General features: G+C 72.2%; 7 protein-coding genes. 6 read left to right on the forward strand and 1 reads right to left on the reverse strand.

Features of this window, described 5'->3' with window-relative positions:
• The first annotated feature begins 103 nt into the window (after positions 1 to 103).
• The 6 genes from rsmA (at position 104) to ACF1A1_RS28450 (ending at position 9,379) form a co-directional block, all read left to right on the forward strand.
• Positions 104 to 976 carry a 16S rRNA (adenine(1518)-N(6)/adenine(1519)-N(6))-dimethyltransferase RsmA gene (rsmA, locus tag ACF1A1_RS28425; RefSeq protein WP_392003847.1) on the forward strand — a complete coding sequence of 291 codons (873 nt, stop codon included), beginning with the start codon at positions 104 to 106 and terminating at the stop codon, positions 974 to 976.
• On the forward strand, positions 973 to 1,869 hold the full coding sequence (locus ACF1A1_RS28430; protein ID WP_392003848.1) for a 4-(cytidine 5'-diphospho)-2-C-methyl-D-erythritol kinase: 897 nt from the start codon (positions 973 to 975) through the stop codon (positions 1,867 to 1,869). The genes rsmA and ACF1A1_RS28430 overlap by 4 nt, the downstream gene beginning before the upstream one ends.
• Before the next feature lie 73 nt (positions 1,870 to 1,942).
• A complete protein-coding gene (locus tag ACF1A1_RS28435) occupies positions 1,943 to 3,751 on the forward strand; it encodes an ABC-F family ATP-binding cassette domain-containing protein (protein WP_392003849.1) in 1,809 nt (602 codons plus the stop codon).
• A gap of 495 nt (positions 3,752 to 4,246) precedes the next feature.
• Positions 4,247 to 6,100 (forward strand): PQQ-binding-like beta-propeller repeat protein, encoded by a 1,854-nt coding sequence (locus tag ACF1A1_RS28440; protein ID WP_392003850.1) that lies wholly within the window; start codon positions 4,247 to 4,249, stop codon positions 6,098 to 6,100.
• 142 nt (positions 6,101 to 6,242) lie between these two features.
• Positions 6,243 to 8,405: a PQQ-binding-like beta-propeller repeat protein gene (locus ACF1A1_RS28445; RefSeq protein ID WP_392003851.1), complete on the forward strand. Its 2,163-nt coding sequence runs from the start codon at positions 6,243 to 6,245 to the stop codon at positions 8,403 to 8,405.
• 266 nt (positions 8,406 to 8,671) lie between these two features.
• On the forward strand, positions 8,672 to 9,379 hold the full coding sequence (locus tag ACF1A1_RS28450; RefSeq protein WP_392003852.1) for a LuxR C-terminal-related transcriptional regulator: 708 nt from the start codon (positions 8,672 to 8,674) through the stop codon (positions 9,377 to 9,379).
• Between the two features lie 59 nt (positions 9,380 to 9,438).
• Here the strand turns inward: ACF1A1_RS28450 and ACF1A1_RS28455 are convergent, their stop codons facing one another.
• A complete protein-coding gene (locus ACF1A1_RS28455; RefSeq protein ID WP_392003853.1) occupies positions 9,439 to 12,930 on the reverse strand; it encodes a DNRLRE domain-containing protein in 3,492 nt (1,163 codons plus the stop codon).
• Positions 12,931 to 13,286 lie beyond the last annotated feature (356 nt).

The raw sequence follows: 13,286 nt of genomic DNA on the forward strand, positions 1-13,286 counted from the left end.
GCGGGCGGTACCCGCGGGCGCCGGGCCGCGCGACCCACTCCCCCCGCGCACCGGCGCCCGGCAACCGACAGGAGGGCCACCCGCGGCCCCGTACCCTTGTCCCGTGAGCAGCCCCACCCCCGACGCCCTGCTGGGCCCCGCCGACATCCGCGAACTGGCGGCCGCCCTCGGCGTGCGTCCCACCAAGCAGCGCGGCCAGAACTTCGTGATCGACGCGAACACGGTCCGCCGGATCGTCCGTACCGCGCAGGTGCGGCCCGACGACGTGGTCGTCGAGGTCGGGCCGGGGCTCGGCTCCCTGACCCTGGCGCTGCTGGAGGTCGCCGACCGGGTCACCGCCGTCGAGATCGACGACGTGCTGGCCGCCGCGCTGCCCGCGACGATCGCGGCGCGCATGCCGGAGCGCGCGGAGCGGTTCGCGCTGGTGCACTCCGACGCGATGCACGTGACCGGCCTGCCGGGCCCCGCCCCGACCGCGCTGGTGGCGAACCTGCCCTACAACGTCGCCGTGCCCGTGCTGCTGCACATGCTCGAGACCTTCCCGAGCATCGAGCGCAGCCTCGTCATGGTCCAGTCGGAGGTCGCCGACCGGCTCGCCGCCGCGCCCGGTTCGAAGGTCTACGGCGTGCCGTCCGTCAAGGCCAACTGGTACGCCGACGTCAAGCGCGCCGGCGCCATCGGCCGCACCGTCTTCTGGCCCGCGCCGAACGTCGACAGCGGGCTCGTCTCCCTGGTCCGCCGGGCCGAACCGCTGAAGACCACCGCCTCGAAGCGCGAGGTCTTCGCCGTCGTCGACGCGGCGTTCGCCCAGCGCCGCAAGACCCTGCGGGCCGCGCTCGCCGGCTGGGCGGGATCCGCCGCGGCCGCGGAGGCGGCCCTCGTCGCGGCCGGGGTGTCCCCGCAGGCGCGCGGCGAGTCGCTGACCGTCGAGGAGTTCGCCCGCATCGCCGAGCAGCGGCGGAAGGACTCCGAGTGAGCGTCACCGTGCGCGTGCCCGCCAAGGTCAACGTCCAGCTCGCCGTGGGCGCCGCCCGCCCCGACGGCTTCCACGACCTGGCGAACGTCTTCCTCGCGGTCGGCCTCTACGACGAGGTCACGGTGACGCCGGCCGAGAAGTTGCGCGTCACCTGCGAGGGGCCGGACGCCGGCCAGGTCCCCCTGGACCGGACCAACCTCGCCGCGCGGGCCGCCGTCGCGCTCGCCGAGCGGTACGGCCGCACGCCCGACGTGCACCTGCACATCGCCAAGGACATCCCCGTCGCCGGAGGCATGGCGGGCGGCAGCGCGGACGGCGCGGCCGCGCTCCTCGCCTGCGACGCGCTGTGGGGCACGCGCGCGTGCCGCGACGAACTGCTGGACATCTGCGCCGAACTCGGCAGCGACGTCCCCTTCAGCCTGGTCGGGGGCGCCGCCCTCGGCACCGGGCGGGGCGAGAAGCTGACCGCCCTGGAGGTCGGCGGCACCTTCCACTGGGTGTTCGCGATGGCCGGGCGAGGACTGTCGACCCCGGCCGTGTTCCGGGAGTTCGACCGGCTCACCGAGGGCCTCGACGTCCCCGAGCCCGTCGCCTCCGAGGAACTCCTCGACGCCCTCGCCCAGGGCGACCCCGAGGCGCTCGCCGCCGCCGTCCACAACGACCTCCAGCCCGCCGCCCTCTCGCTCTTCCCCGAGCTGGCCGACACCCTCGCCGCCGGACGCGCGGCGGGCGCGCTCGCCGCCCTCGTCTCCGGTTCGGGCCCCACCACCGCCTTCCTCGCCCGCGACACCGCCGCCGCGGCGGAGGTCGCCGGGGCGCTGCGGGCGTCCGGCACCTGCCGGACCGTTCGCACCGCGTCGGGGCCGGCGCCGGGGGCGACCGTGCTCGGCTGACCCGCGGTGGACCGGCCACCTACCCGCGCGCATTACGCTGGGAGGCTGACCGATCCCCCCGGGCAGGAGAAAAATGGCCGTCAACCTGGTCAATGTCGAGAACGTCAGCAAGGTGTACGGCACGCGTGCCCTGCTCGACGGCGTCTCCCTCGGCGTCTCCGAAGGGGACCGCATCGGCGTGGTCGGCCGCAACGGCGACGGCAAGACGACGCTGATCCGCCTGCTCGCCAAGCTGGAGGACGCCGACACCGGGCGGGTGACCCACTCCGGGGGCCTGCGGCTGGGCGTGCTGACCCAGCACGACTCCCTCGACCCGAAGGCCACCGTCCGGCACGAGGTCATCCGCGACCTCGCCGACCACGAGTGGGCGGGCAACGCCAAGATCAGGGACGTCCTCACCGGCCTCTTCGGCGGCCTCGACCTGCCCGGCTTCCCCCAGGGGCTGGACACCGTCATCGGCCCCCTCTCCGGCGGTGAGCGGCGCCGGATCGCGCTCGCCAAGCTGCTCATCGACGAACAGGACCTGATCGTCCTCGACGAGCCCACCAACCACCTCGACGTCGAGGGCATCGCCTGGCTCGCGCAGCACCTGCGCGAACGGCGGTCCGCGCTGGTCTGCGTGACACACGACCGCTGGTTCCTCGACCAGGTCTGCACCCGCATGTGGGACGTCCAGCGCGGGGTCGTCCACGAGTACGAGGGCGGCTACTCCGACTACGTCTTCGCCCGCGCCGAGCGCGAGCGCATCGCGGCCACGGAGGAGACCAAGCGGCAGAACCTCGTCCGCAAGGAACTGGCCTGGCTGCGCCGGGGCGCCCCCGCCCGCACCTCCAAGCCCCGCTTCCGGGTCGAGGCCGCCAACGAGCTCATCCAGGACGTACCGCCGCCCCGGGACAGCAGCGAGCTGATGAAGTTCGCCTCCTCACGGCTCGGCAAGACCGTCTTCGACCTCGAGGACGTCACCGTCCAGGCCGGCCCCAAGGTGCTGCTCAAGCACGTCACCTGGCAGCTCGGCCCCGGCGACCGCATCGGCCTGGTCGGCGTCAACGGCGCCGGCAAGACCTCCCTGCTGCGGGCCATGGCCGAGGCGGCCCGCACCGAGGGCGAGACGCAGCCGGCCGGCGGCCGGATCGCCGTCGGCCGGACCGTCAAACTGGCCTACCTCTCCCAGGAGGTCGGTGAACTCGACCCCGGCCTGCGCGTCCTGGAGGCCGTCCAGCGGGTGCGCGAGCGCGTCGACCTCGGCAAGGGCCGCGAGATGACCGCCGGGCAGCTGTGCGAGACGTTCGGCTTCAACAAGGAGAAGCAGTGGACGCCGGTCGGGGACCTGTCCGGCGGTGAGCGCCGCCGCCTCCAGCTCCTGCGCCTCCTCATGGACGAGCCCAACGTCCTCTTCCTCGACGAGCCCACCAACGACCTCGACATCGAGACGCTCACCCAGCTCGAGGACGTCCTCGACGGCTGGCCCGGCTCGATGATCGTCATCTCCCACGACCGCTTCTTCGTGGAGCGCACGACGGACCGGGTGTTCGCCCTCCTCGGCGATGCCACCCTGCGCATGCTCCCGCGCGGCATCGACGAGTACCTGGAGCGGCGCCACCGGATGGAGGAGGCGGCCGCCGCCGCGGCTCCCGTCCCGGCCGCCCAGAAGCCCGCCTCCGAGAAGAGCGCCGCCGACCAGCGCGCCGCCAAGAAGGAACTCCAGAAGATCGAGCGCCAGCTGGACCGCATCTCCGAGAAGGAGACCAAGCTGCACACCCGGATCGCCGACGACGCCACCGACTTCGAGAAGGTCGCCCGACTCGACGCCGAGCTGCGGGAGCTGGCGGGCGAGCGCGAGGAACTGGAGCTGCGCTGGCTGGAGCTGGCGGAGGACGCGTAGCGCGGTAGGACACGTAGCGCTGAGGACGCGTAGCGCGAAGGCGCGGTACGTGGGGCGCCCGGTACGTGGGGCGCCCCGGTACGTCGGTCGCCCGGTACGTGGGTCGCGTACGCCGTGAGGCACGGCGTGCGCGGCCATCGCGCGCGCCCGCTTCCCGCGGCATGCGACGCCGCACGCGAACTCCCTTGCGCCCGGCGTGAATTGGACACTCCGCGCCCCCAACTCCCGGCGCGAACCGTTCCCCCATCCGCCGCCGCCCACCTCCACGCCCCCGCGCGCGACGACAGCGCGTGCGCCGCGTGAAGGGGGAGTGAAGGCGCGTAACGACGGCATCACGGGGTGATGCGCCCTTGGGAACAGGCGCGGATCCGGGCCCGTGTGCTGTCGGTCCCGGGTGATAGAAAGAGCCGTCTGAGAACTTTCTGAGTACGACTCTGGGTCCGTCACGAACCTCAGGGCGTGGCTAAAAATCAGTGACATAGGGGGAACACGCTGATGACTCAGCCGCCCAACCAGCCGCCGCAGCAGGGCGGTTCCGGAGCACCACAGCAGCCCCAGGACCAGCCGGCGCAGCCTCCGCAACCTCCGCAATCTCCGCAGCCTTCGCAGGGCGGCTTCGGCGCGCCGCAGACGCCGGCCCAGCCGCCGCAGGCCCCGCAACCGCCGCAGCCGGGCTACGGCTACCCGCAGCAACCGCCCGCGCAGCCCGGCCCCTACGGTGCCCCGGCCGCGCCCGGCCCGTACGGCCAGCCGCAGCAGCCGGGCCCGTACGGCCAGCCGCAGCAGCCGGGGCCGTACGGTCAGCCGCAGCAGCCGGGGCCGTATGGTCAGCCCGGTGGGCCCTACGGGCAGCAACCCGGTTACGGGTACCCGCCCGGAGCCCAGTTCCCCGGCGCCCCCGGCACCCCGCCGCCCGGCTCGCGCAGCCCCTTCAAGGGGAAGCCCGCCCTGGTCGTCGGGGCGGCGGTCGCGGCGCTGCTGGTGATCGGCGGGACGGTGTTCGTGGTCACCGGCGACGACGGCGGGAAGAAGAAGCCGGTCGCCGGACCGAGCGACGACGGCAAGGCGACCGCGAGCGAGAGCCCGGTCAATCCCGGTGACGGTGACGGAGACGGCGGCGAGGAACCGCAGGACTTCAACGCGGGCCGCAAGGCCGGCGAGGCCAAGGTGCTCTGGTACAAGGAGGCGCCGGACGCGCCCGCCTCCGGCGCCGACGCCCCCGGCATGTGGGTCACCTCCAAGACCGCGGTGAAGGCGGCCTACAAGGACCTCGTCGCCTACAACGTCGGTGACGGCAGGCCGGCCTGGGACGCCATCACGTTCCCGCAGAAGATCTGCGCGGTCACCCCGCAGAAGACGGCGGACGACAAGGTCGTCGTGGCGTACATGAGCGGCACCAGCGACCGCGCCAAGTGCAACCAGCTCCAGCAGGTCGACCTCAACACCGGCGCCCGGGGCTGGAAGGCCGTCGTGGCGGACGGCGCGCTGTTCGACAGCGCGATCACCATCGAGCTGTCCCTCACGGGCAACACGCTGATGGTGGGCCGTTCGCAGTCCGGCACGGCGTACGACGTCCGTACCGGCAAGACGCTGTGGGAGAAGAAGAAGTACGGCGACGCCTGCTTCCCCACCGCCTTCGCGGGCGGCGCCAAGCTCATCGCGGTGGCTTCCTGCGACGCGACCGGCGCGAACGAGCACGACGAGATGCAGGAGCTGGACCCGGCGACCGGCAAGGTCAGGTGGACCCAGAAGTTCGACAAGGGCTGGACGGTCGCGCGCATGTACTCCGTCGACCCGCTCGTCGTCTACAGCACCAACAAGGACGAGAACGCCTGGAACATCTCGGCGTTCAAGGCGGACGGCACGTTCCGTTCGCAGGTCGCCTTCGACGAGGACTTCCTGCCCGAGTGCGGCTGGGCCGTCCTGCAGCGCAACCTGACCGGCTGCGACGGCACCGCCGCCGACGCCAACACCCTGTACCTGCCGACCGAGGCGACCAGCGGCCCCAACGAGATCGTCGCGATCGACCTCGCCACCGGCAAGGAGAAGTGGCGCGTGAAGTCCCCGGCGGAGGAGTCGATGATGCCGGTGCGGATGGACGGCGGGAACCTCGTCGCGTACGTCGAGCCGTCGTACGACGCGGCCGGCCGGGTCGTGTCGATCCCGACGGCCGGCTCCGCGCACACGCCGACGACGCTGCTGCAACTGCCCGAGAGCACGATCGACCTCGAGGACGGCTTCTTCTCGCGGGACACCGCCTGGGTCGACGGGCGCTTCTACCTCTCCTCCACCCGGCTGACGGGCAAGGACGACTCGAAGGAGAAGCTGATGCTCGCCTACGGCAAGTGAGGCGGGCGATCCCGGCCGCGGCGGCGGCAGTACCACCGGCTCACGCCGGCACCCCCGCCGCCAGGCCACCCCGGTCTCCCCGGCCCCGTCGTCCCGGCACCGTGCCCCGTCTCCCCGAGCGTTCTCCCGAGGTACCCACACCATGACCCAGCCGCCGCCCCCGCCGCCGAACCAGCCCCCGCAGGGGACACCCCAGGACCAGCCCCCGCAACAGCCCCAGCAGCAGGGCGCCTTCGGCGCACCCCAGCAGCAGCCGCCGTCGCAGCCACCGCACGCTCCGGCTCCCCAGGACGCCGCTCCCCAGGACGCCGCTCCCCAGGACGCCGCTCCCCAGGACGCTCCGCCCCAGGGTGGTTTCGGCGCCCCGCAGTCCCCGCCGCCGGCCCCGCCCACGGCACCGCAGGCCCCGCAGCTCAGCAAGTCGCAGGCGGCGGGCCCGCCCCCGCAACCCGGCCGGCCCCCGCAGGGTCCCCCGACCCCGCCCCAGTCCCAGCCCCAGCCTCCGCAGCCTCAGCCGGGCTACGGCTACCCGCAGGCGGCCCCGCCCGCCCAGCCGCCCCAGCCCCCCGCCGGCCCGGGCTACGGCTACCCGGCCCAGCCGGGCCAACCCGGCCAGCCCGGTCAGCCGGCCCAGCCCGGTCAGCCGGCCCAGCCCGGCCAGCCGAACCCCTACGCCCAGCAGCCCGGTTACGCCCAGCAGCCGGCGTACGGTCAGCAACCGGCGTACGGCCAGCAGGCCCCGTACGGCCAGCAGCCCGGCTACGGCTACCCGGGGCAGCCGGGCTACCCGGGCGGTTACGCCGGCCAGCCCCCCACCATGCCCATGCACCCCCAGCCCGGCGGGCAGTCCGGCACCGGCCGCAAGATCAACGCCCAGGTCGCCATCATCGTCGCCGCGGTCGTCGCGATCGCGCTGATCATCGGCGGTGGCGTCCTCTACGCGAAGTCGGGTGACAGCGGCAAGAAGGACGACACCGCCAGCTCCGGCGGCACGAACGGCGGGGGCGGCGACGACAAGGGCACCGGCGGCACGTCCTCCGGCGGTAGCGAGAAGGTGCCCGCCGACCCCGACGCCAAGGTCCTCTTCCAGATCCCGTCGCCCGCGGTCGCCAAGGACGACAGCGTCGTCGTGACCGGTTCCTGGCTGACCGACAAGGCGTACGTGAAGTCGGGCGTCGCCGAGGTCGTCGGCTACGACCCGGTCAAGGGCACGAAGCTGTGGACGATCAAGCTGCCCGGCCCGGTGTGCACGGCCAGCGAGTACGCCACCGACGACGACAGGACGGCGATCGTCTTCCAGCCGAAGATGCCCGCGAAGGACTCCTCGGCCGGCTGCACGCAGGTCGCGGCGATCGACCTCGCCGCGGGCAAGCAGCTGTGGACGAAGACCGTCTCGTCGGGCGACTACCCGGTCACCATCGACAACGTCACCGTCAGCGCGCGCACGGTGGCCCTCGGCGCGACCGAGGGCGGCGCGGCCTTCGACATCGACAGCGGCAAGCAGCTGTGGGCCCCGAAGCCGGCCGACACCTGTTACGACGCCGGCTACGGCGGCGGCGCCAAGCTGGTCGCGGTGCGCAAGTGCGGTACCTACGACGCGCGGCAGTTGCAGATCCAGACCATCGACCCGGCCTCCGGGAAGGTGCTCTCCGAGTACAAGATGGCGACCGGCATCGAGTACGCGAGCATCGTGTCGACGGACCCGCTGGTCGTGGCCGCCGACGTCGGTGACAGCGCCCAGGACGGCAGCGGCATCTCGGACTTCTTCTCCATCGACAACAAGACCGGCAAGCTGAAGACCCGTATCTCCGCGCCGGGCGAGCAGTTCGCGGCCCGCTGCGACGGCATCACCAGGATGGAGTACTGCTCGGGCCTGGCGGTCGGCGGCAACCGGCTGTACATCCCGACGGAGGAGCACGACGGCACCGGCGACTACGGCCAGACCAACGAGATCGTCGCCTTCGACCTGACCACCGGCAAGCAGACCGGCCAGCGCGCCGACGCCGGCGACGGCTACGAGCTGGTCCCGCTGCGCATGGACGGCAGCAACGTGATCGCGTACAAGCGGGCGCCGTACGACGAGGGCGGGCAGATCGTCAGCATCGACGGCGGCTCGTTCAAGCAGACGACCCTCCTGAAGAACCCGGACACGGAGTCGGTGCGGGACGCGGAGTCCAACATGTCCCCGGAGTACTCCGAGATCCTCTACTCCCAGGGGCGCCTGTACATGTCCGAGGTGTATGCGGACGATTCCGGTTCGGGCGACCAGGAGTACCTGGCGCTCGCCTTCGGCACCAGCGGCTGATCATCCCACCGGTTGCCGTGACGGCCCCGCCCCTGCTCAGGGGCGGGGCCGTTCACGTACCGCTCATCACCCTCGAATGCGAGGAATTTCGGCGATCCGGGCAGTTCTCGCCGGTAAGGGGAGCGCAACGTCGAACAAGCGTGTAGCTTCCGGGGGCATGAAGGGCGGGGTGCCGGGGGGCACCTTTTGTCTGTCTGGGTCTGGTTGTGTCCGGCGTTGCCTGTTTGTCCGTGTGGGCATCCATGGGGGGACTGGGGGGTTGCTCGATGGGAGTGCGGCTCATGGTGGTCGACGACCACCGACTGCTGGCCGAGGCGTTGGCCTCGGCGTTGAAACTGCGGGGGCACCGGGTGCTCGCCGCGGCGGCGCCCGCGGCGGGCGCGGCGGAACTCGTGATCACCCGGGCACCGGAGGTGTGCCTGCTGGGGACGGCGACCCCGGCCGAACCGGGGATCTTCGACCCCGTGGTCCGGATCAAGCGGGAGCGGCCGCAGGTCGCCGTCCTGGTCCTGGGCCCGGTCCCGAGCCCGCGTGGCATCGCGGCGGCCTTCGCGGCCGGCGCCTCGGGGTACGTACGGCACGACGAGCGCATCGAGGGCGTCGAGCGGGCGATCATGAAAGCGCGGTCGGGTGAGGCGGCGGTCGCCCCGCAGCTCCTCCAGGGCGCCTTCGGTGAACTCCTCAACCCCGCCGCGCAGCCCGACGACGAGGGCCAGCGTCTGTTGCAGCTGCTCACCCCGCGGGAGGTCGAGGTCCTCGTCCGGGTCGCCGACGGCGAGGACACCCGCCTGATCGCGGCCGGCATGGGCATAGCGCCCTCCACGGCCCGCACCCACGTCCAGCGCGTCCTGATGAAACTCGGCGTCGGCTCCCGCCTGGAGGCGGCGGCGCTGGCGGCGAGAACGGGACTGCTGGACCGGGCGGGCCCCCTGCCGCACGGGCCCCGCGACACGGCGACGGGGCCGGAGTCGTAGGACTCCGGCCCCGTGAGGGCTTCCCGCGAAGCGGTACCGAGTGGCAGGCGGGGCGCCGGTCAGCCGAAGGCCAGCTTCGTCGTCATCCACTCGCTGGTCGAGCTGATCACCGCCGTTCCGGTCCCGATCACCGTCGCACCACCCTTGTAGAAGTAGATGCTTCCGGCGCTCGACGGCGCCCAGATGTCGGGGATGCCGTCCTGGGTGACGTCCGGGGTGCCGCGGAGGTGCGTGACGGGCACGGCGGTCGTCGACCAGCCCTCGGCGTACACCTCGTCGGCGCCCGTCTTCGAGTCCACCGCGGTGGACAGCGAGGCGATGGTGGAGCCGCCCGCACCGTCCTTGACGCCGTACCGCAGGTAGAGGCGGCTGGAGGAGCCGGAGCGCCACAGCAGGTCGGGGGCGCCGTCCTTGTCGTGGTCGCCGACCGAGACGAGGTCCCGCTCCAGCCACGCCGTCGAGGCGATCTTGGTGACGGTCAGGAAGGTGGCGCCGGTGTAGCCCTCGAAGGCCCACATCTCGCCGCCGGTGGCCGTGGCGAACAGGTCGGCGCGGCCGTCGGCGTCGTAGTCGCCCACGATGATCTGGTCGAACGTCGCCGGGTCGGGTGAGCCGGCCGGCAGCCGGACGGTGCTGCGCTGGGCGATGTCGACGCTGCCGTAGCCGTCGCCCGGGTAGACGTACAGCTTGCCGTCGGGCATCCGGGCGAAGAGGTCGCCGACGCCGTCCGCGGCGATGGCGTCGCCGCCGTGCGCGATCAGCGCGGGCTTGCCGTCGCTGCCCATCCAGTAGCCGGGCCGGTGGTCCTCGCCGTCGAGGTCCGGGTCGGAGAGCAGGCCGATGCCGTTGTCGTGGGCGGCCTCCAGGCCGACGTGCAGGTCACCGGTGGTCATCGCCGGGTACATCAGCAGGTTGCCGTTGGAGCTGATCGCGTACAGGTCCGGGATGCCGTCGCCCGTGGTGTCGCCGGGCTTGTCGGCGGCGTCGCGCGGGGTGACGTAGAACAGGTACTTCGTGCCGAGCGAGGGGTTGCCGGAGCTGTCCACGGCCCGCACGTACAGCACGTTGGGGCCGGCCGTCGGCGGGTACAGCGCAACGGTCGTCGACGTGCCGGCGGTGACGGTCTTGTTCTTATCGTAGGTCGTGGTGTTGAAGGACCACTCGAACTTGGTGACGTCGGTGTCGTCGTCCGGCGCGAAGGTGAAGTTGCCGGAGGAGCCGAACTTCACCGTCGACCAGATCGAACCGTCCTCGTCGGCCGCCGGGAACGCGGTGGACGACACGAGCGGCTCGTTGGGCTTGGCGCTGTCGAAGATGAACCGGCACACGTACGGGTCGGAGGTCGGCGCGTACGGCGAGGCGGCCCCGCTGGAGTCGATCGCGCGCACCCGCCAGGAGTAGGTGTAGCCGTTGGTGAACTTGTCCTTGGTGACCGTGGCCGACGCCTTGCCGGTGCTGGTCACCGCGACGTTCTTGTCGAGGATCTTGGTGTCGCCGTAGCCGGTGCGCCACAGCTCGAAGTCCAGGTACTGGAGGTCCTGCCGGGTGGAGGTGTCGTCGGCGTCGGAGGAGACCGCCGAAAGCGTCAGGTCGCGCTTGCCGATGTGCATGTACGGCGTGGTCTTGTCGCAGTTGCCGCCGGGGGACTGCGCCAGCGAACTGGGCGTCCTGGGCTTGCGGTTGTAGACGACGGTGAGCTTGGGGGCGCTGTCGCCCTCCGCCCGGAACTTCTTCCAGGAGTACGCCGAGTCCTCGGTGGTGGCGCGCAGCCCGATCGTCATCGAGTACCAGCCGCCGTCGGCCGCGTCCTGGGCGACCGACTTGGCGTCGTAGCTGACGTAGGCGTCCGGACAGGACGAGTTGTAGCCGTACGCGAAGGACTTGGTGCCGATCTCCGTCTTCCAGTCCGGCTGGTTGTTCCAGGTGGTCTTGGAGGAGATGCCCCCGGTCAGCCACAGCTGCATCTCGCGCGAGGAGCAGGACCAGGAGTACGTCTCGCGCAGCTTGATGGAGGCGGAGGAGACATGGGCGCCCTTGATGCTGGTGGACCAGCCCAGGCGGAAGAAGGAGCGCGACAGACCCCAGGTGGTCGACTCGAAGCCGACGCGCGCCTCGGTGGTGCCGCTGTTGTAGTTGGCGCCGTCGTAGAAGCTGGAGCTCGGGTACTTCTTGTACGCCGTGGTCCAGTTCTTCGTCTTGCCGTAGATCGTGGGGTCGATGAAGACCGGGTAGACGGTGTCCGCGTCGGCGAGCAGGTCGGCGTCCGGGACCAGTGACAGCAGGGTGGAGGCGGCGCCGGGCGCGGTCAGCTTCGCGCCGGCGACGGCCAGGTGGGTGCCGGGGTCGGGACCGGCGAGTCCGGGCAGGGCGAAGACCTGCTCGTCGGAGAGGGCGGCGGGGACGGCGTCGCGGTGGGCGGCCTGCCGGAAGACGGCCGCGCCGGCCCGCGCGGTGCCGCGGAAGGCGGCCGGGTCGGCGGTCGTGGCGCTGCCGGAGGAGGACTCCGCCGGCGCGTCCGTGTCCAGCCCGTCCTCGGGTACGGCGTTCTCCTCGGGGGCCGGGGCGCCCGGCTCCTCGGAGTACGAGGGGGCCGGCTCCGTCTCCTCCTCCGTCGGCTCGGGGTCGCCGCCCTCGGTGGTGGCGGTGCGGCCCGCGGAGTCCCACAGGTAGGGGGTGGGGGAGACGGCGATCTCCTGGCCGTCGCGGTCCTTGCCGCTGACGACCTTGGTGACCGGGTCGAGGTGGAAGGTGAGGTCCGGCGAGGACAGCCCGTACGACAGCCCGGAGAGCGCCGCGTCCTTGGCCGCCTGCGCGTCGTGCACGATCAGCACGTGGCTGAAGCCGCTGGCCTGCGCGGTCAGCAGCAGGTCGACCCCGGTGAGGACGTCCCGGTACAGGGCGCTCGGTCCGCTGACGACCGGCTCGGGCAGCGCGCCCGGCCAGCTCAGGGTGATCTCGTGGCCGCCGCTGGTCATGGTGGCCAGCTCGGTGTAGCCCTCGGTGGCGTCGGCGGCCTGCACGGCGGTGCCGCCGCGCGCGACGGTGAAGACGGCCGGCTGAACGGTCGTCACCCCACGGCCGCCCTTGCGGGCGACGGCCCCTCGGACGCCGCTGCCGGCGCCGGCACCGCTGTCGCCGCCTGCCGAGAACACCACGGGGTCCACCGCGGCCCTGGGCGCCCAACCGCCCCCGGCCGCCTTGGTGAGCGTGGTGTCGATGGGCTTCCAGACCCCGTTGACCTCGGCCCGCACCGGCGCGCCGTGGGCGACCAGTTCGAAGCTGCCGTCCGGGCGCGCGTACGTCGTGGACGTCTCGTCGCGCAGGGCGGTCACCTCGACGCGCTTGCCCGTGGAGACGGCCCGCTTCTGCGCGGTGTCCTGGGTCAGCGGGCCGGTGGCGGCCTTCTTCGTCTCGGCGGGTGAGTCCGCGGGGCCCGCGTCGCCGAACAGCGGGACGGTGAGCAGGCCGACGCCGAGCGCGCCGGCGACTAGTGCGCCCACCCCTGCCCGCCCGCGTCTGGACGCGGGCAGGCCGAAGCGACGACGTTCCATGGTGCTGCGTCCCTCCCCCGGGAATTCCGGGACCCCCGGAATCCTGTGAACTGCTCTGTGGCGCCCCGGTCCGTAATTCCGTGTTCGGTGGTCCGGGAAGGCGAGCACAGAGCATGGCCGATGCGAAGGGATTGCGCCAGATCGCTCGATTCCCTTTGCCGTTCCGTGACCTGGCGGCCGGAGCGAAGTGGCTCGCCCATACGTCTAACCAGTAGGAGTGGCCTGCCGGTTCACTACTCGGGCGGTGTACCGCAAAAGATCACAAGTTGCCCATCGTTGGCGGATGATTGACCTCCGTTTGGCTGGATCTTGACGGTAATAAACCGCCGAATCTCATTTCTTATAAACCGTGGGAA

It is taken from the genome of Streptomyces sp. NPDC014995 (genome assembly GCF_043080745.1).
GTDB lineage: Bacteria > Actinomycetota > Actinomycetes > Streptomycetales > Streptomycetaceae > Streptomyces.